We start from the raw sequence: 17,152 nt of genomic DNA on the forward strand, positions 1-17,152 counted from the left end.
CATGAAGAAACTGCTTCTCGCGGCATCGGCCGCGGCATTGCTGGCCGGCATGTGGCTGGCTCCGGCGCAGGCCGAGTACCTCAAGGAACATCGCGGCGGCACCATTCGCCTGCTGGCGCGCTCGGCGGCCGGAACGCTCGATCCGCACATCAATTACACCGACCAGGGCTGGCAGATGTATCAGCCGATCTATGACGGGCTGGTCGCCTTCCGCAAGGCCGAGGGCATGGACGGCTTCACCATCGTCCCCGATCTCGCCGAGGCGCTGCCGCAGGTCAGCAATGACGGCAAGACGTTTACCTTCAAACTGCGCAAGGGCATCAAGTTCTCCGACGGCAAGGATCTCGGTGTGAAGGACGTCGTTGCTTCCTTCCAGCGCATCTTCAAGGTCTCCGGACCGACGTCCGGAACCTTCTATGCTGGCATCGTCGGTGCCGACAAATGCCTTGCCGACACCAAGAGCTGCACGCTGGAAGGCGGCGTTGTCGGCGACGAGGCGGCCGGCACGATCACCATCAACCTGACCAAGCCGGACGCCGAGATTCTCTACAAGCTTGCCTTGCCGCACGCCGTCGTCCTGCCGGCGGAGACGCCCGCGGAAGACATGGGTTCCAAGCCTATCCCCAGCACCGGCGCCTATATGATCTCCGCCTTCGATCCCAACAAAGGGATGACGGTGACCCGCAACCCCAACTTCAAACAGTGGAGCGAGGAAGCCCAGCCCGACGGCTACCCCGACGTCGTCCAATATGATTTCGGCCTCTCCGAGGAAGCCGCCGTCACCGCGATCCAGAATGGGGAAGCCGACTGGATGTTCGACGCGCTGCCGAGCGACCGCCTTGGCGAACTCGGCACCAAGGCCATGGACCAGTTGCACATCTCGCCGCTTTCGGCGTGGTGGTATGCGCCGCTCAACAATCGTCTGGCGCCGTTCGACAACGAAAAGGCGCGTCAGGCCGTTGCCTATGCGATCGACCGCAACACGATGGTCAAGCTGTTCGGCGGCAAGGTGCTCGCCTCGCCGGTATGCCAGGTTCTGCCTCCGGATTTCCCTGGCCACGAGGACTACTGCCCCTTCACCAAGAACCCCGGCGCCAAATGGTCGGCGCCTGACCTCGACAAGGCAAAGCAGCTCGTCGAGGAATCGGGCACCAAGGGCCAGAAGGTGACCATCATCGTCGAGGACACGGCCATTTCCCGGTCCATCGGCGTCTATCTGCAGAGCGTGCTGACCACCATCGGCTACGTCGCCGACGTAAAGCCGATCTCGTCCAACATCCAGTTCACCTACATCCAGAACACCAACAACAAAGTGCAGATGTCCGTCACCCAGTGGTACAAGGACTATCCAGCGGCTTCGGACTTCCTGAACATCCTGTTCAGCTGTGCCTCGTTCCGCGAGGGCTCGGACGCTTCAATCAACATCGCCGGCTTCTGCGACAAGGATATCGACGCCAAGATGCAGAAGGCATTGGATCTCGGCGTGACCGACCAGAAAGCCGCCGACAAATTGTGGGCTGAAATCGACAAGCAAGTCACGGACAAGGCGCCGGCCGTCGGCCTCTTCACGCCCAAGCGGCTCGACTTCGTCAGCAAACGCGTTGGCAATTTCAAGTTCAACCGGCAGTTCAACTGGATGATCACCCAATCCTGGGTACAGTAACGGCCTGGGTACAGTAATGGCCTGGGTAAAGTAACGAACCGCGGAGGGGCACGTCCGTGTCGAACGAAGCTGTCGCCATGCCGCGCAAGACGCGAGGGCCTTGGGCCGTCGCGTTTGCGAAGCTGGCAACGGACAGGGCCGCCATGGCATCCCTGGCCGTGTTCCTCCTCATCGTCTTCGCCTGCCTCAGCGCGCCTCTCTACGCGAAATGGGCAGGAACGGACCCATTCGCCTCGACGCTCGACGCCGTCATCCAGATCGACGGCGCCGACGTTCCTGTGATGGAACAATCGACAGAGGGGCTCGGGCTCGGCTACACGCCGCTTGGGCCGACCTGGCGGCTCGGCAATTATTTCCTTGGCGCGGACAGCCAGGGACGCGATGTCATGGCCCGGATGCTCTATGGCGGGCTGAGTTCGCTGCTGATCTCCGGTGCGGCCACTATCTTCACCCTGATCCTCGGCACGGCGGCGGGATTGATCGCGGGGTATTTCGGCGGCGTCACCGACACGGTGCTGTCGCGCTTGCTGGATGTGCTTTGGGCGTTTCCGATCTATCTCCTGGCGATTTCGCTTTCCATCGTCACCATCGCGCAAGGCATCTCGATCGGGCCGATCGAGATCGAGTCCGGCAGTCTGTGGCTGCCGGTCATCATCATCGGTATCGTCTACATACCCTATGTGGCGCGCCCGATACGCGGGCAGGTCCTGTCGCTGCGCCACAGCGAGTTCGTGCTCGCCGCGATCAATCTGGGGGTGCCGGGGCCGCGGATTTTGTGGCGCGATATCCTGCCCAACATCACCACCACGCTGATCGTCTTCGTGCCGCTGATGATGGCACTGAACATGCTGACGGAATCGGCGCTTTCCTTCCTTTCGATCGGCGTGCAACCACCAGCCGCGAGCTGGGGCACCATCGTCCAGGACGGCCAGGCGCTGCTTTACACCAGGCCATTGGTGGCGCTGGTACCGGGCCTGGCGATCGCGGTTTCCGTCATGGCGCTCAACGTCTTCGGAGACGGCCTGCGCGATGCGCTCGACCCGCGCTCCAAGGTTCGGCTGGGGCGCGACTGATGATCTATGCCATCCTGCGCCGTTTCGGTCAGATGCTGTTCGTGATGTTCGGCATCTCGGTCATCGTCTTTTTGATCTTCTTCGCGACACCTGGGGCCGACCCTGCGGCGCGCATCGCCGGCCGCAATGCATCGCCCGAGGTGCTGGAGGCGGTGCGCCACAGCTTCGGCTTCGACCGGCCACTCTACGTTCAATATGTGAAAATGATGGAGAAGATCTTCGTCACTGGCGACCTGACCTCCTTCGTCAATCGTGGCTGGAAGGTGGTGCCGGCAGTCATGGATTCGATCCCTGTCACGCTCTCGCTGGTGTTCGGAGCGGCGATTCTGTGGGTGGTTGTCTCCATCGCCATCGGCATCGTCGCCGCCGCCACCCGCGACAGCTGGCTGGACAAGCTGCTGATGGCGTTGGGTCTGCTCGGCATTTCCATGCCAGTCTACTGGCTGGGGGAGGTGATGAACCTGATCACCCAGAGCCGCTACCACGACAGCTGGGCGTTCTCCTGGGTGCCCCCGCTCGGCTACAAGAATTTTTCCGACGATCCGAAAGGCTGGTTCCTGACGCTGGTCATACCTTGGATCACGCTGGCCATTCTCTACATCGGCATCTACGGGCGGGTGTTGCGCGCGGCAATCATCGAATCCATGCAGGAAGACTATATCCGCACGGCCCGGGCCAAGGGCCTGTCGGAGACGCGTATCCTGCTGCGCCACGCCTTGCGCACATCGCTAATCGCCTTCGTCACCCTGTTCGGCCTCGATTTCGGCGCACTGGTGGGCGGCTCGGCCCTGCTGACCGAGGTGGTGTTCGGGCTGCATGGTATCGGCAAGCTCACCTATGACGCGCTGCAGAACCTGGATCTGCCGATGATCATGGCAACGGTGATGTATGCGTCCATGTTCGTGGTCATCGCCAATGCGGTTGTCGATTTCGTCTACATCCTTCTCGATCCGCGCCTGAGGACATCATGATATTGTCGGTGCGCGACCTTAGAGTGTCCTTCCGGACCGACGACGGCCTGGTGAGGGCGATCGATGGCGTTTCCTTCGATCTCGCTGAAAGCGAAATTCTCGGTGTCGTCGGCGAGTCCGGCTCCGGCAAGACAGTGTCGCTGCTGGCGGTGATGGGGCTGATCACCGACCCCAACGCGATCATCGAAGGCTCGATCCGCTACAAGGGCCGCGAGCTGGTCGGACTGCCTCCGCGCGAACTCAGGCGCCTGCGGGGCAACGAGATCGCGATGATCTTCCAGGATCCGATGACGGCTCTGACGCCGGTCTACACGATTGGCTGGCAGATCGCCGAGCAGATCCGTGCCCACCGCAACATCAGCAAATCCAGGGCCATGGAGCGCGTCGAGGAACTGCTGGCGGAGGTGAATTTTCCCAACCCCCACGAAGCGATGTCGCGCTACCCGCACCAGCTCTCCGGCGGCATGCGGCAGCGGGCGGTGATTGCGATGGCGTTGTCCTGCAACCCGGCGCTGCTGGTGGCGGATGAGCCGACCACCGCGCTCGACGTAACCGTGCAGGCCGGAATTCTCGATCTCGTGCGCAAGCTGCGCTCGACGCACAAATCGGCCGTCGTCTTCATCACGCATGACATGGGCGTGGTCTCCGAACTCGCCGATCGGGTCATGGTCATGTATGCGGGCCGCATCGTCGAACGCGGCAGCCGCACGGAGTTATTTTCCGACCCGCGACACCCTTATACGCGCGCATTGCTTGGTTCGATCCCGCCGCTGACCGGTGCGAAACCCCGCCGCCTGCCGGCTATTCCCGGGTCACCGCCGTCGCTGCTGCGATTGCCGCAAGGCTGCGCCTTCGGGCCGCGTTGTCCGGTCCGGTACGAGCCTTGTCTAACCGACAAGCCCGATCTTGGCGCCGCCACGCACGCTGCGGCCTGCTTTCGGGTGGCGCAGGTATGAGCGGACCGATGATCGACAAAGACCGTCCAATCCTCGAAACACGCTCGCTCGGCAAGCGCTTCTCGATCGGCACCCGTTTTTCCGCCGAAGGCAGGCGGACCGTTCACGCGGTCGACAATGTCTCGCTGACGGTGCGGCGCGGCGAAACCGTCGGATTGGTCGGGGAGTCCGGATGTGGCAAGTCCACGCTGGCGCGCTGCCTGGTCAGGCTCTACGACATTTCGGACGGTGAGCTTCTGTTCGAAGGCGACGACATCACGTCGAAGTCGCTGTCTGAACTGAGGTCGCTGCGGCGGCGCCTGCAAATGGTGTTCCAGGACCCGTCGGCCTCGCTCAATCCGCGCCGGCGCGTCGGCGATCTCGTGGCCGAACCGCTGCGTATCCATGGCAAGCTTTCATCGCGCGAGATCACCAATCGCGTCGCGGAACTGTTCGACCTCGTTGGATTGTTGCCGGACCATGTCATGCGCTTCCCCCATGAATTCTCGGGCGGGCAGCGCCAGCGTGTTGGCATAGCGCGCGCCATTGCCCTCAATCCCGATCTCGTCGTTCTCGACGAGCCGGTCTCCGCGCTCGACGTGTCCGTACAGGCGCAGATCGTCAACCTGCTTGCCGACCTTCAGGAGAAGCTGGATCTCACCTATGTCTTCATCGCCCACGACCTGTCCGTGGTGCGCCAGGTCTCGACCCGCATCGCGGTCATGTATCTCGGCTCGATCGTGGAGGAGGGACCAGCGGAAGAGGTGTTTTCAGCCCCCGCCCATCCTTACAGCCAGGCGCTGATCTCGGCGGTTCCCGTGGTGGAGACGACGCCCAACGGGATGCGCAAGCGCATTATCCTCACGGGTGATGTACCGAGCCCGCTCAACCCGCCATCCGGCTGCCGGTTCCATCCCCGATGCCCAATAGCGGCGGAGCGGTGCCGCACAGAGCGGCCTGAGTTGAAAGAGTATAGGCCCGGCCGCAAGGTGGCGTGCCACTTTCCGACGGTATAAGCAAACATCGCGCCTTGTACCCGGAGGGCCGCATCCGGTCGGAAAATTCTTCAAAAATTCAGTTGTCCGCATGGAACCAACCGACGTGCGGCGCGTTTGATTGGGTTCGACCGAGCGCATCTCGATCGACGGGAGGAAACAATGGACTACCTGCATTTCTTTTCGCCCGTGCGGATATCGCGCGGGCAGGGGCATCCTGTAGAAGAAGTGGATAGTGTCGCCGAGGCGATGGTTTTCTTGCGCAAATGGCCGACGGGACGACGTGGGCCAGTGTATCAGTGCGCGTTGAATTGCTGCTCGGCCGCCCTGTCGGGCCAGATGTCGGCAGAGGAAGCAAGGAAGGCCTTCACCGGCTTTGCCCGAATTACGCGGCTTCTCGACGACGACATGGCATTGCCGATGGGCGGCGACAGCATGGCGAGCGTACACGCGCTACGGCGCTAGCAGCCCCCAACCCCTTTGTTGCTGGTCCGCGCCCGCTGCGGGGAGCGGCAGTGGTGGTGCTTGCACCTACCCAGGTCATCCGTCGCCAATCGACACAGTCGCCAGGGTCCATCTGCTTGCCGAGGGGCGACGCCAACCGTGGTGGAAAACGGCGTGCCGGAAGCGTTTTGCGCTGTAAGGCAGCAAATAGGCCATGATGATGACCCCTCCCGAGATACGCACGCATGAACGTGCGTATCCTCCCTTTATTAGCAATTCCTAAAACACTACTCCAATTTGTGGATAATTCAATATGCCTATTGCATTGTGAAATAGATTATGACTCTAAACCGATTCAAACTAAGTGCAAAAAACAACCGCAGATTACCGGTCGCCGAAGTTGGATAGATCCAGCTCGCCGAAGGAAACGAATAAAATCAGTATGTTGAACAGGCTCGCCATTGCGCCGATGATGGACTGGACTGACCGGCATTGCCGGTTCTTCCATCGCCAGTTGACGAGCCGTGCGCTGCTTTACACCGAAATGGTGGTGGCCGACGCCGTCATCCACGGTGCACGCGAGCGGCTGCTCGGCTTCGACGAGGTGGAACATCCCGTCGCCCTGCAACTTGGCGGCTCGGATCCTGCAAAACTTGTAGAGGCGGCGCGCATTGGCGAGGCCTTCGGCTATGACGAAATCAATCTCAATGTCGGCTGCCCGTCCGACCGCGTCCAGTCCGGCACGTTCGGCGCCTGCCTGATGAAAGTACCCGACCTTGTCGCCGATTGCGTCGCCGCGATGAAAACGGCGGTGGCGGTGCCGGTCACGGTCAAATGCCGCATCGGCGTCGACGAACAGGATCCCGGGCCGGCGCTCGATGCGCTTGCGAATGGGGTTTTCGATGCCGGCGCCGATGCCTTGTGGGTGCATGCACGCAAGGCGTGGCTGGAAGGGTTGAGCCCCAAGGAGAACCGCGACATCCCGCCGCTCGACTATGACAGAGTGTATCGGCTGAAGGCCGGAAAACCGAGCAAATTCATCGGCATCAATGGCGGTATTCAGTCCCTTGACGAGGCGCGGGTGCATCTCGGTCATGTCGATGGCGCCATGCTTGGCCGCGCCGCCTACCACACACCGGGCATTCTGGCTGGTGTAGACGCCGCCTTCTACGGCGCGCGGCCGGAGGCGTTCGATTTCGCCGCGCTGATCGATGCGATGGCGGACTACGCGGCACGCCACATCGAACAGGGCGGGCGGCTTGGCCATGTCACGCGCCACATGGTCGGGCTGTTTCACGGGCTGCCCGGCGCGCGCCGCTACCGCCAGATCCTGTCTACCGCCGCTACGCGGCCCGGGGCCGGGCCGGACGTGCTGAAGACGGCTTTCGCGGCGGTCGAATTCGGTGGAGGGGCCGCCGAAGCGGCCTGATCTCAGTCCCTGAGGATCATGCGGTCGCCACGCACGTCGAAACCCGACAGCGAGCCGATGAAGTTCATGCCAAGCAGACTTTGGCTCAGCATGCCGGGAGCGGCGACCATCACCGGCATATCCTTGCGCACGATGCCGCCGATAGCCAGCTCGCCGGTCTTGACCGCCGCGGCGCGCGCCATGCCGTTGGCGGTCGAAACCGGTATGGTGTAGTTGAGCGCCGCCGGATTGAAGCCGGCGGCCTGAGCGTCCTCCGAAGTCAATACGGTGCTGGTCGCGCCGGTGTCGACAACGGCCCGCACCGGATTGCCATTGACCAGGATGCGCGCCTCGAAGTGACCGTTGTCGGCCTTGTCCAGGGTCACCGTCGCGTGACCGTCTTCGACGCCGAGCGCCAGCGGGCTGCCGGGAACGAGGCCCGCGGTCACGCGGCTGGCGACGTCCTGCAGCTCGTAACGATATTGGTAGCCGGCGATCAGCGCGAGCACGATAGCCGCCCATGCACCGAGGTTGCGGGCCATCACTCCCAGCGGAGCTGACCGCAGCAAGCCCGCGCCGATAAGGGCGCCGAAAGCCCCAAGCCAGATCAGCCGGCCAAAATCGTAATTCTCGACGCCGAGCGTGCTGCCGGCGGAATCGTGGAGCATGAGCAGGGCTGCCCCCACGCCGATCACCGCCATCACAATCCAGAACAGCCGGCTGCTCATCCGTCCCTCGCTAGAGTGCGTCGCGTTCGCGCGCCATGCGGGTACGGCGCGTTTCGCGGCGCGGCCGGCGCTCGACGGTTTCCAGCCGGGCCGGCAGTTCGGCCATCACATTGCGGCGCGTTTCGGGCGTCATCCCCATCCAGGCGCCGATCTCCTCGCGCGTGCGGCCGCAACCGAAGCAGAAGCCGGTTTTCATATCGATCGAGCAGACCAGGATGCAGGGAGATTCGATGGCCGTCATGACTTTCTCTGGAGGAACTCCATTCGGAATCCGCTCTTCCATCTCCACATGGTGCAACGGCAAAGCCAATGCAAGCCCTCGCGATAGCGCCTTCCGTGGCCGCCTTTGCGGCAAGTCAGGAAGGACGATCGGGGAGGTTGTGCCGATCACGCAACGCGGCTATGCCGCTCCTCCACTCCAGGAACGATTGTCACGACATGACCAGTGCACTGCCTTTCGACGATTTCCGCAATCTGCTCGACAATTTGCCGGCGGCCGACCTCAAAGCCGAGGCGCGCGTGCGCACGCTGTTTGCCAAGGCGGACAAGCCTCGGAATTCGCTTGGCCGCGTCGAGGACATCGCCGCATGGCTCGCCGCATGGAGTGGCCGGGCTCCGCCTGCGGTGACAAGGCCCTTGATGGCTGTCTTTGCCGGTAACCACGGCGTGACCCGACATGGTATTTCGCCGCGTCCGGTTGCGGCCACCGCCAACGCGGTCGAGCTTTGCGCGGCCGGCGGTGCCGCGATCAACCAGATCTGCATTGCCTATGATCTGGGGTTGAAGGTGTTCGATCTTGCCCTGCACATCCCGACCGGCGACATCACAGAGGATGCGGCGCTTGACGAGCGCGGATGCGCGGCCACCATGGCCTTCGGCATGGAAGCGATTGCCGGCGGCACCGACCTGCTTTGCCTCGGCGATCTCGGCGTCGGCAATTCCACCGTCGCCGCCGCCCTGTTCGCCGCGCTGTTCGGCGGCAGGGGCGCCGACTGGGTCGGCCCGGGATCCGGCGCCGACGCGGCGATGCAGGTGCGCAAGGCAGAGGTGGTCGATGCGGCGTTGGCCTTTCACGGCCACCATCTCGAAGATCCGCTGGAGGCCCTGCGCCGGGTTGGCGGCCGCGAGTTCGCGGCGATAGCTGGCGCAATCCTCGCCGCGCGGATGCAGCAGATACCGGTACTGCTCGATGGCTTCGCGGCAACGGCAGCCGCGGCTGTGCTGCATGCAGCAAACCCCGCAGCGCTTGATCATTGTCTTCTCGCCAGCCTGTCGCCGGAGCCCGCCCATGCAAGGGCCGCAGAGCACCTCGGGCTGCGTCCGCTGCTCGATCTCGGCATCGGTCATGGCGAAGGTGCGGGAGCGGCTCTGGCGGCCGGGCTCGTCAAGGCAGCGGCACTGACCAGTTCAGGCATGGCGGCGGCTGTTCGGGGCTAGAGCGTTCGCGCCTCGACGTCTCAACGTCTGAGATTGGGGATACGGTAGACGACCGAGATGTATTTCGAATTCGAGCGTGTCTCGACTATCGAACCGCCAAGGCCTTCCGCGATCCTTCTGCTCGCGACGTTCTCTTCTGCGACAGGATACTCGAAGCAATCCGGATTGAATTCCTCAGACGCCCATGCCGCAACGGCGGCAACGGCCTCACGGCCGATGCCGTTTCCATGTACATCCTCCCTTATCCAAATTCCGATCTCGGGACAGGCAGTCTTGGCCGCGTGAAGGCCGACAAGCCCCAGGCAGCGACCGTCCGCCAACGAACGCGCGACGAAATGCAAATCCGATCCGTCAAGGATCGGGGCAAGCCAGGATCGCCATACCTCGGCAAAGGCCGCTGGTGATCGGGGTGGTTCCCACTGCATGAAACGAGTGATCGCGGGAGTGATGGCGGCAAAGACTTCCGCGGCATCGTCGGACGTGAACAGCTTCAGACGAAGTCGCTCCGATTTGATTTCGACGCCACTGGCATCCCAATCTGCCGTCATTGCGGTCTGCGTGCCTTCTTCCAGTCCTTGTCGACGCAGGTCTGCAGGGGTACTACCGCCGCCGCGCGGCCACCGCCGCGGTCGGCAGCGCCGGCAGTTCCTCCATCACCCGGCTTAGCGGGAAGATGGCGATCGCTTCTGTGCCCTCGCGCAGCTTGGAGTGAAGCTCGAACTCGCCGCCATGCATGGCGAGCAGCCCTTGCACGATCGGCAGGCCAAGCCCGGTGCCTTGCTCGGCGCTCTTGATGGCGATCGAACCCTGGCCGAAGGCTGAAAGCACGACCGGAATCTCGTCCTCGGGAATGCCGGGGCCGTTGTCCTTGATCGAAATGTATTGGCCGCCGCCCGCCGTCCAGCCGACCCGCACGCGGATCTCGCCGCCGGTGGCGGTGAATTTGATGGCGTTGGACAGAAGGTTGAGCGCGATCTGGCGCACGGCGCGCTCGTCGGCGAACAGGCGCGGCAATGTCTGTTCGAAATCCTGGACGACGCGGATGTCCTTGTTGCGCGCCTTCAGCTCCATCATGTGGCAGCAATCCTCGACGATGTTGAGCAACATCACCGGCTCCTCGTTGAGCTGGTAGCGGCCGGCCTCGATGCGCGACAGGTCGAGGATCTCGTTGATCAGGTCAAGCAGGTGCTGGCCTGAATCATGCACGTCATGGGCGTAGTCGCGATAGGTGGGATTGCTCATCGGCCCCAGCACCTCGTTCGCCATCACCTCGGAAAAACCGAGAATGGCGTTGAGCGGCGTGCGCAATTCATGGCTCATCGAAGCGAGGAAACGCGATTTTGCAAGGTTGGCGTCCTCGGCCCGCCGCCGCGCCTCGTCCGACATCGATTTCGCCGTCTCCACCTCGGCGATCAGCGCGTCCTTTTCGGAGCGGAACGACAAGAGCAGCAGGGAGAAGCGATTGAGGTGACTGGCGATATAGGTGAAGAAAGGCAGCGACAGGACAAGCAGCCCGGCCATGATCGCCTCGACCGGCATCCACGATTTGGCCGCGGCATAGGCGTAGAGCGCCACCGGAACCGCGAAGGTCGCCAGCAGCGCTCCGCTCAGGGATGAAGCCATCAGTGCTGTCCCTGCCATGGCAAACAACAGCACCACCGCCTTGAGCACCTGGAACTGGTCGACCTCGCAGGCGCCGCAGCCCAGCCAGACGAACCAGGCCCAGCCCAGACCGCAAAGGAAATGGCCGACCAGCAATTCCCTTCGCGTTTGCAATGAGTTGAGCTCGGAAGCTTCCGTACGCTCGATGCGCCGCGCCATGAAGACGACAGTCGTATAGCAGGTGAGCGTAAACAACGCCCAGAGCCCGATCTCATTGCCGATGCCGGCCAGACGGCCGGCCGCGGCGATCGCCAGGACGAGCAACGGGATGACCACGGCGCCGCTTGTCATGGCTCGGGCGTGCAGCTTCAGCAGTTCACGGTCGAAATCGGGATTGCCGGCCTGCTGCGAAAGACGGTCGCGCGTCTTGCGCACCGCGCGTGCGACATCGCTGTTGCGATGCCGTTTCCTGCGGTCCACTATGAACTTGTCCGCTGTGTTCGAGCGTTGCAAGGGCATCAAGAGCTTCAATTTATGCGCGCAGCGATTTCAAGGTGTTAAGCTACGTTCGAATGATTAATCAACCGTTTGCCATATGAGCCGTTCCTGGTCGCCAAGGTCGCGCCCGCGGTACGCGGCACCGCGCCCGAGAAGCCCGTGGCGCAAGCTGCTGGATTACGGGCTGGCCGTCATCATTCTGGGGCTGCTGATCCTGCTTGCGGCGCGTCTCGACCGAGTGGAGACGCGCAAGACGCAGGGTAGCGCCATCATCAATGACGGCGATTCGATCACGCTCGGCACCGAGCGCATCCGCATGCGCGGCATCGACGCCCCGGAATACACCCAGACCTGCCGCAAGAACGGCGCCGATTATGCCTGTGGCACGCTGGCGCGCCAATCACTGGTGCGTCTGATCGGCGGCAGGCCGGTCACCTGCAGCGGCTGGCAGCGCGATCGCTATGGCCGGTTGCTCGGCGACTGCAAGGCAGGCGCCACCGACCTCAACCGTGCCCAGGTCGAAGCGGGCTGGGCCGTCGCCTATGGCGACTTCGAAGGCGTGGAAGCGACCGCCCGCGCGGCAAAAGTCGGTATCTGGGCGGGCACGTTCGACCAGCCGCAGGACTGGCGCGACAGCCACCACGGCGATGTCGTGGAGCGAAAACATGGCACGCTGGCGTCGATCGGCGACGCGGCGCGCGAGATATTTCGCTTCTGGTGAAGCGCGTCTGCGGAAAGAAAAGGAGGATCGAAATGAAGCTGTTCGACGGCGGTCGTGCGCCCAACCCACGCCGGGTTCGCGTTTTCCTCGCCGAAAAAGGGATCACGGTTCCGTTGGTGCCCGTCGACATGGGCGCGCTGGAACACAAGCAGCAGTCGGTCAGTTCGCGCAATCCGCTGCGGCGCCTGCCGGTTCTGGAGCTTGATGACGGCACCATCCTCACCGAATCCGTCGCAATCTGCCGCTATTTCGAGGAGCTTTATCCCGAGCCGGCATTGTTCGGGCGCGGCGCGCTTGGCAAGGCACAGGTCGAGATGTGGCAGAGGCGGATGGAGTTCAACCTGCTCAGCAGCGTCGCGCAGGCTTTCCGCCACATCCATCCGGCCATGAAGGAATGGGAAATCCCGCAGATTCCCGAATGGGGCGAGGCCAACAAGCCGAAGGCGGTGGAGTTTCTCAGGCTGCTGGACGCTGAACTCGGCAACCGTGAATTCGCCGCCGGCGACAGCTATTCGATCGCTGACATCACCGGCCTGATCGCGATCGATTTCATGAAGCCGGCACGCATCAAGGTGCCGGAGGAATGCACCAATGTGCTGCGTTGGCATCAGGCTGTCTCGAGCCGGCCGAGTGCCGCCGCTTGAGCGTCGAACTCGACAGGCTCGCCGCGACGGTCCGCGCTTGCCGCATCTGCGTCGACAATCCCGTCGGCAAACCGCTGCCGCATGAGCCGCGTCCGGTGCTGCGACCCTCGTCCAGCGCCCGCATCCTGATCGCCAGCCAGGCTCCGGGGACCAAGGTGCATCTGTCGGGCATGCCATTCACCGACGCATCCGGCGACCGCCTGCGCAACTGGCTCGATGTGAGCAGCGACGAATTCTACGACATCGAGAAATTCGCCATCGTGCCGATGGGCTTCTGCTTTCCCGGACAAGACTCCAAGGGCGGCGATCTGCCGCCGAGGCGTGAGTGCGCTCCGGCCTGGCGCTCGCCCTTGATGGCGCTGATGCCGCGGATCGATCTGGTGCTGACGATCGGCATCTATGCGCAGACCTGGCACATGGGCGCGGCGCGCCGCCCCTCGCTGACGGAAACGGTGATGAACTGGCGCGCCATCTGGGAGAATTCTGTCGGCCCCAAAGTGCTGCCGCTGCCGCATCCGTCCTGGCGCAACACTGGCTGGTTGAAGCAGAATCCGTGGTTTGAAATGGATTTGCTGCCTTTCCTGCGGTCGGAAATCCGCTATCGCCTCGGCTAGGCATTAAGCAAGAAATCACTCGCTTTTGACGCGAGTGGCAGAATTTCTTTCTTGTGAATGGCCTAAACAAAAGGGAATATAGCGAAACCATTCCACCAGGAGCTTCCGATGGATCGCCTTGACCGAAAAATTCTCCGCCTCCTGCAGGAGGACGCGACGCTTGCGGTCGCCGACGTCGCCAAGAAGGTCGGCCTGTCGACCACACCGTGCTGGCGGCGCATCCAGAAGCTCGAGGAAGAGGGCGTCATCAAGCGGCGCGTCGCCATTCTCGACCACGAAAAGGTCAATGTGCGGGTCACGGTCTTCGTGTCGATCCGCACCAATTCGCACAGCCATGAATGGCTGCGCCGGTTTTCCGAGGTCATCCAGGAATTTCCCGAGGTGGTCGAATTCTATCGCATGAGCGGCGACGTCGATTATCTCTTGCGCGTCGTGGTGCCCGATATCGCCGCCTACGACGCCTTCTACAAACGGCTGATCGCCAAGATCGAGATCCGGGACGTGTCGTCGTCCTTCGCCATGGAGCAGATCAAGTACACGACCGAAATCCCGCTCGACTACATGGTGCTGGACAAGGAGTCGGGCGCGAACGCGGCCTGATCGCGCCGTTCAATTCTTCTTCTTGTTGAGGAAACTCCAGGGCGAGTTCACCGGCAATATGACGGAGTCCGGAACCGTGTCGACGCCCACGACATCGGCTTTGCGTACGGTATAGCCGGACTGGATGACGCTGACGCCGTCGAGAATGAACAACTGGCTTTTCTCCATGTCCGGCTTCAAGTCACCGGTCACGGCGACAGGCTGGTAGGCTTGCGACATCTTGTAGGGATGGGCAGGCGTGACCAGCACGATCTGGTTGGGAGGAGGCGTCGGCATATGGCTGCACGCGCCGGTCCAAGGCACCAGCAGGAACTGATAAACGAGATCGCCGTCGCGATCGACCGGCAATGCATAGCCGGCTAATTGTATCGTTTTGTCCTGCAGGACGACCGACAGCGTCTCGCCGTGATCCGGCAGTTTCGCCGCGATCATCGGCAGGCCGGCGTCTTCGGCGACCGCCTGGGTGACCGGGCGCAAATCCTTCCAGAGGATGTGCGTGGCCTCGGCCGAGGCGCCGGCGGTGGAGCGGGCAAGCGCGGCCGCAAGCGCTATGATCGACTTGAAATGGTTCATGGCCGCATCCCTTTGCGGGCAAGTAAAGACACTGCTGTCGGCGGCGTCAATGCTCGAGCCGCATCACATGGCGGCGAGAACCGGCCATGCCGGTCTCGTGGAAACCGCGGCTGGCAAACATGTCGTGAAAGCCCATGAAACGGTAGCTCGGCGAGGCCTCGTCCACCGGATAGGCTTCTATGATGCGCGCACCATTGGCGAAGGCATGGTCAATGGCAGCATCGAGCAATGCCGTAGCAAGGCCACCGCCGCGCAAGGCCCTTGGCACATAGAAGCAGACGATCGACCACACACCTGTCTCGCCGTCGTCCTGCTGCTTCGATAGCTTACGATAGGTCTCTCGCGGCGCGACCGAGCACCAGGCTACGGCCTTGCCGCCGACATGGGCGAGGATGCCGACCGGCGTGCCAGCATCGATGAGCGCCATCATCTGGCGTTTCTTCTCGTCGGTCTGGGCGGGCTCGGGGCTGTGGCGCCAAGCCATGCACCAGCAATATTTTGGCGCACCCGGCTGCTCGAACAACGTTTCGAAGCTGGCGCGTGTTGCCCGTGTCACCTCGGTGAAAAGGATATCGGCGCCGTCAAACTTTCCTGGCGGCGAGGCGTTCAAGCGTTTTGGCATCCGACAGTTCCTTGGCGGCGTCCTTGCCGATCCAGCGGGCGGTCTTGTCCAGGGAGGTCGCAAGTTTCCGAGCCAGGGCAAGGGCGGGGGCATGCAGGCCCATCGATCGCTTGCCGATCTGCCGCAGCGCCCAATTGACCGCTTTGCGGACGAAGTTTCGCTCATCGCCGGCATAGGATTCGATCAATGGCAGGTAAGGCAGGAACGTCGCGTCCGATTCCTTCTTCAGATGCACGGCTGCCCATGCCAGCATGGCGAAGGCTGTACGGCGGACGAATTCGCGCTCGTCGGCGGCGAACTCTTCGACCAGCTGGCGCCAGAACGGGGTGTCCACGAACAGGTCGGAGACGGTGTCGACGATCTCCCATGAGTCGAAATCGCCGGCCCAGCGGCGGCACTCTTCGATGGCGATCTTTTTCGGCTCGCCGGTGAAGGCCGCCATCAGCCGCGCCTCGCGAATGCCTGTGTCCCATAGCGCGAGGGACCGTTCATGGTTGCGCTTCACCTTGCGCGCCAAGGGCCGCAAATCCGCATTGCCGATGCCGAGCGCGGTCGCGTTGTTGATGCCGAACCGCGCCATGCCGGCGCGGTTTTCCTCGGTTCCGATCGAACGCAGATGAGCGACGATATCCTGCGCGGTCCAGCCTGGAGCGGGCAGGGACATCGTCGCCTACTTCTCCAGCCGCGCCAGCAGCGAGGACGTGTCCCAGCGCTTGCCGCCCATCGCCTGCACATCCTTGTAGAACTGGTCGACAAGCGCTGTCACCGGCAGCCTGGCGCCGTTGCGGTCGGCCTCCGCCAGGCAGATGCCGAGGTCCTTGCGCATCCAGTCGACGGCGAAACCGAAATCATATTTGCCGGCATTCATGGTCTTGTGCCGGTTTTCCATCTGCCAGGAGCCGGCCGCACCCTTGGAAATCACCTCGATCACCTTTTCGATGTCGAGCCCGGCCTTCTTGCCGAAATGGATGCCTTCCGACAGGCCCTGCACCAGTCCGGCGATGCAGATCTGATTGATCATCTTGGTGAGCTGGCCGGCACCCGCCGACCCCATCAGCCCGACCATGCGGGCAAAGGCGTCGATGACCGGCCTGGCCCTGTCGAACGCAGCCTCATCGCCGCCGACCATCACGGTCAGCACGCCATTCTCGGCGCCGGCCTGGCCACCGGAGACCGGCGCGTCGAGGAATGAGAACCCGCTCGCCTGCGCGGCTTCCGCCAGTTCGCGCGCGACTTCCGCCGAAGCCGTGGTGTTGTCGATAAAGACCGAGCCTTTCTTCATCGCCTTGAAGGCGCCTTCGGACCCTGTGGTCACCGAACGCAAATCGTCGTCATTGCCGACGCAGGAAAAGACGAAATCCTTGCCCTCGGCGGCCTGCGCCGGCGTCGCGGCAAGGTTGCCGCCATGTTGAGCGACCCATTGTTCGGCTTTGGCTTGGGTGCGGTTGTAGACGGTAACGTCGTGGCCGCCCTTGTTCTTCAGGTGTCCGGCCATGGGATAACCCATGACGCCCAGACCGAGAAATGCCACCGATGCCATGCCTTGTCCTTCCGGAGAAACAGAGATTTCAGTTGCGGAAGCTCTAGGCCATGCGACGAATTCGTCAAGGCGCGCACCGTCGCA

The 17,152-nt window shown here is 62.9% G+C and carries 20 protein-coding genes; 12 read left to right on the forward strand and 8 right to left on the reverse strand.

Features of this window, described 5'->3' with window-relative positions:
- Position 1 precedes the first annotated feature (1 nt).
- From EN850_RS20420 to dusA, 7 genes are all read left to right on the forward strand, one after another.
- On the forward strand, positions 2-1,663 hold the full coding sequence (locus tag EN850_RS20420) for an ABC transporter substrate-binding protein (protein ID WP_136092106.1): 1,662 nt from the start codon (positions 2-4) through the stop codon (positions 1,661-1,663).
- A 56-nt stretch (positions 1,664-1,719) separates the two neighbouring features.
- A complete protein-coding gene (locus EN850_RS20425) occupies positions 1,720-2,736 on the forward strand; it encodes an ABC transporter permease (RefSeq protein ID WP_136092107.1) in 1,017 nt (338 codons plus the stop codon).
- A complete protein-coding gene (locus tag EN850_RS20430; protein WP_135864645.1) occupies positions 2,736-3,707 on the forward strand; it encodes an ABC transporter permease in 972 nt (323 codons plus the stop codon). The genes EN850_RS20425 and EN850_RS20430 overlap by 1 nt, the downstream gene beginning before the upstream one ends.
- A complete protein-coding gene (locus EN850_RS20435) occupies positions 3,704-4,663 on the forward strand; it encodes an ABC transporter ATP-binding protein (RefSeq protein ID WP_127276848.1) in 960 nt (319 codons plus the stop codon). The genes EN850_RS20430 and EN850_RS20435 overlap by 4 nt, the downstream gene beginning before the upstream one ends.
- A gap of 8 nt (positions 4,664-4,671) precedes the next feature.
- Positions 4,672-5,658: a dipeptide ABC transporter ATP-binding protein gene (locus EN850_RS20440; RefSeq protein WP_136092108.1), complete on the forward strand. Its 987-nt coding sequence runs from the start codon at positions 4,672-4,674 to the stop codon at positions 5,656-5,658.
- Positions 5,659-5,799: 141 nt separating this feature from the next.
- On the forward strand, positions 5,800-6,102 hold the full coding sequence (locus EN850_RS20445) for a DUF982 domain-containing protein (protein ID WP_127276844.1): 303 nt from the start codon (positions 5,800-5,802) through the stop codon (positions 6,100-6,102).
- Positions 6,103-6,517: 415 nt separating this feature from the next.
- The gene (gene dusA, locus EN850_RS20450) at positions 6,518-7,510 is read left to right on the forward strand and encodes a tRNA dihydrouridine(20/20a) synthase DusA (protein WP_281407288.1); all 993 of its coding nucleotides are present in this window, start codon (positions 6,518-6,520) and stop codon (positions 7,508-7,510) included.
- A gap of 2 nt (positions 7,511-7,512) precedes the next feature.
- On the opposite strand, the gene EN850_RS20455 is transcribed toward dusA, so the two are convergent.
- Both EN850_RS20455 and EN850_RS20460 read right to left on the reverse strand, forming a co-directional pair.
- Entirely contained in the window at positions 7,513-8,217 is a 705-nt protein-coding gene (locus EN850_RS20455; RefSeq protein ID WP_136092110.1) for a TIGR02281 family clan AA aspartic protease, read from the reverse strand.
- Positions 8,218-8,227: 10 nt separating this feature from the next.
- Complete coding sequence (locus EN850_RS20460) at positions 8,228-8,458, reverse strand: DUF1289 domain-containing protein (protein WP_010909481.1); 231 nt, start codon at positions 8,456-8,458, stop codon at positions 8,228-8,230.
- 197 nt (positions 8,459-8,655) lie between these two features.
- On the opposite strand from EN850_RS20460, the gene EN850_RS20465 reads away from it, so the two are divergent.
- Positions 8,656-9,654: a nicotinate-nucleotide--dimethylbenzimidazole phosphoribosyltransferase gene (locus EN850_RS20465; protein ID WP_135864780.1), complete on the forward strand. Its 999-nt coding sequence runs from the start codon at positions 8,656-8,658 to the stop codon at positions 9,652-9,654.
- Between the two features lie 20 nt (positions 9,655-9,674).
- Here EN850_RS20465 and EN850_RS20470 read toward each other — a convergent pair whose 3' ends face one another.
- Together EN850_RS20470 and EN850_RS20475 are read right to left on the reverse strand one after the other, a co-directional pair.
- On the reverse strand, positions 9,675-10,202 hold the full coding sequence (locus EN850_RS20470) for a GNAT family N-acetyltransferase (protein WP_136092111.1): 528 nt from the start codon (positions 10,200-10,202) through the stop codon (positions 9,675-9,677).
- Between the two features lie 52 nt (positions 10,203-10,254).
- Positions 10,255-11,775: an ATP-binding protein gene (locus EN850_RS20475; RefSeq protein ID WP_135880382.1), complete on the reverse strand. Its 1,521-nt coding sequence runs from the start codon at positions 11,773-11,775 to the stop codon at positions 10,255-10,257.
- 76 nt (positions 11,776-11,851) lie between these two features.
- Here EN850_RS20475 and EN850_RS20480 point away from each other — a divergent pair, with 76 nt between their 5' ends.
- The 4 genes from EN850_RS20480 (at position 11,852) to EN850_RS20495 (ending at position 14,333) form a co-directional block, all read left to right on the forward strand.
- Positions 11,852-12,475, forward strand: a complete 624-nt coding sequence (locus tag EN850_RS20480; RefSeq protein ID WP_135880381.1) for a thermonuclease family protein — start codon at positions 11,852-11,854, stop codon at positions 12,473-12,475.
- A 32-nt stretch (positions 12,476-12,507) separates the two neighbouring features.
- Positions 12,508-13,119, forward strand: a complete 612-nt coding sequence (locus tag EN850_RS20485) for a glutathione S-transferase (protein WP_136092112.1) — start codon at positions 12,508-12,510, stop codon at positions 13,117-13,119.
- Entirely contained in the window at positions 13,059-13,733 is a 675-nt protein-coding gene (locus tag EN850_RS20490) for a uracil-DNA glycosylase family protein (protein WP_127277777.1), read from the forward strand. The genes EN850_RS20485 and EN850_RS20490 overlap by 61 nt, the downstream gene beginning before the upstream one ends.
- A gap of 108 nt (positions 13,734-13,841) precedes the next feature.
- Positions 13,842-14,333 (forward strand): Lrp/AsnC family transcriptional regulator, encoded by a 492-nt coding sequence (locus tag EN850_RS20495; protein ID WP_006205209.1) that lies wholly within the window; start codon positions 13,842-13,844, stop codon positions 14,331-14,333.
- Positions 14,334-14,342: 9 nt separating this feature from the next.
- On the opposite strand, the gene EN850_RS20500 is transcribed toward EN850_RS20495, so the two are convergent.
- Genes EN850_RS20500 through EN850_RS20515 form a run of 4 tightly spaced genes read right to left on the reverse strand, consistent with a single transcriptional unit; the run spans position 14,343 to position 17,068 of the window.
- Positions 14,343-14,906 carry a DUF3299 domain-containing protein gene (locus tag EN850_RS20500; protein WP_127277778.1) on the reverse strand — a complete coding sequence of 188 codons (564 nt, stop codon included), beginning with the start codon at positions 14,904-14,906 and terminating at the stop codon, positions 14,343-14,345.
- 46 nt (positions 14,907-14,952) lie between these two features.
- A complete protein-coding gene (locus EN850_RS20505) occupies positions 14,953-15,528 on the reverse strand; it encodes a GNAT family N-acetyltransferase (protein WP_136092113.1) in 576 nt (191 codons plus the stop codon).
- On the reverse strand, positions 15,488-16,192 hold the full coding sequence (locus EN850_RS20510) for a DNA alkylation repair protein (protein WP_135864785.1): 705 nt from the start codon (positions 16,190-16,192) through the stop codon (positions 15,488-15,490). The genes EN850_RS20505 and EN850_RS20510 overlap by 41 nt, the downstream gene beginning before the upstream one ends.
- A 6-nt stretch (positions 16,193-16,198) precedes the next feature.
- Positions 16,199-17,068, reverse strand: coding sequence for an NAD(P)-dependent oxidoreductase (locus EN850_RS20515; protein ID WP_127279905.1), 870 nt, complete (start codon positions 17,066-17,068; stop codon positions 16,199-16,201).
- Positions 17,069-17,152 lie beyond the last annotated feature (84 nt).

Source organism: Mesorhizobium sp. M8A.F.Ca.ET.207.01.1.1 (genome assembly GCF_004794715.1).
Classification (GTDB): Bacteria; Pseudomonadota; Alphaproteobacteria; order Rhizobiales; family Rhizobiaceae; genus Mesorhizobium.

What these genes read in the sequence shown, in the direction of transcription:
- EN850_RS20485 (WP_136092112.1), top strand. Translation starts at nt 12,508, where the DNA reads ATGAAGCTGTTCGACGGCGGTCGTGCGCCCAACCCACGCCGGGTTCGC.
- EN850_RS20445 (WP_127276844.1), top strand. Translation starts at nt 5,800, where the DNA reads ATGGACTACCTGCATTTCTTTTCGCCCGTGCGGATATCGCGCGGGCAG.
- EN850_RS20480 (WP_135880381.1), top strand. Translation starts at nt 11,852, where the DNA reads ATGAGCCGTTCCTGGTCGCCAAGGTCGCGCCCGCGGTACGCGGCACCG.
- EN850_RS20515 (WP_127279905.1), bottom strand. Translation starts at nt 17,068, where the DNA reads ATGGCATCGGTGGCATTTCTCGGTCTGGGCGTCATGGGTTATCCCATG.
- EN850_RS20490 (WP_127277777.1), top strand. Translation starts at nt 13,059, where the DNA reads ATGCACCAATGTGCTGCGTTGGCATCAGGCTGTCTCGAGCCGGCCGAG.
- EN850_RS20500 (WP_127277778.1), bottom strand. Translation starts at nt 14,906, where the DNA reads ATGAACCATTTCAAGTCGATCATAGCGCTTGCGGCCGCGCTTGCCCGC.
- EN850_RS20510 (WP_135864785.1), bottom strand. Translation starts at nt 16,192, where the DNA reads ATGTCCCTGCCCGCTCCAGGCTGGACCGCGCAGGATATCGTCGCTCAT.
- EN850_RS20475 (WP_135880382.1), bottom strand. Translation starts at nt 11,775, where the DNA reads ATGCCCTTGCAACGCTCGAACACAGCGGACAAGTTCATAGTGGACCGC.
- EN850_RS20505 (WP_136092113.1), bottom strand. Translation starts at nt 15,528, where the DNA reads ATGCCAAAACGCTTGAACGCCTCGCCGCCAGGAAAGTTTGACGGCGCC.
- EN850_RS20470 (WP_136092111.1), bottom strand. Translation starts at nt 10,202, where the DNA reads ATGACGGCAGATTGGGATGCCAGTGGCGTCGAAATCAAATCGGAGCGA.
- EN850_RS20435 (WP_127276848.1), top strand. Translation starts at nt 3,704, where the DNA reads ATGATATTGTCGGTGCGCGACCTTAGAGTGTCCTTCCGGACCGACGAC.
- EN850_RS20430 (WP_135864645.1), top strand. Translation starts at nt 2,736, where the DNA reads ATGATCTATGCCATCCTGCGCCGTTTCGGTCAGATGCTGTTCGTGATG.
- EN850_RS20455 (WP_136092110.1), bottom strand. Translation starts at nt 8,217, where the DNA reads ATGAGCAGCCGGCTGTTCTGGATTGTGATGGCGGTGATCGGCGTGGGG.
- EN850_RS20495 (WP_006205209.1), top strand. Translation starts at nt 13,842, where the DNA reads ATGGATCGCCTTGACCGAAAAATTCTCCGCCTCCTGCAGGAGGACGCG.
- EN850_RS20420 (WP_136092106.1), top strand. Translation starts at nt 2, where the DNA reads ATGAAGAAACTGCTTCTCGCGGCATCGGCCGCGGCATTGCTGGCCGGC.
- EN850_RS20465 (WP_135864780.1), top strand. Translation starts at nt 8,656, where the DNA reads ATGACCAGTGCACTGCCTTTCGACGATTTCCGCAATCTGCTCGACAAT.
- EN850_RS20460 (WP_010909481.1), bottom strand. Translation starts at nt 8,458, where the DNA reads ATGACGGCCATCGAATCTCCCTGCATCCTGGTCTGCTCGATCGATATG.
- EN850_RS20440 (WP_136092108.1), top strand. Translation starts at nt 4,672, where the DNA reads ATGATCGACAAAGACCGTCCAATCCTCGAAACACGCTCGCTCGGCAAG.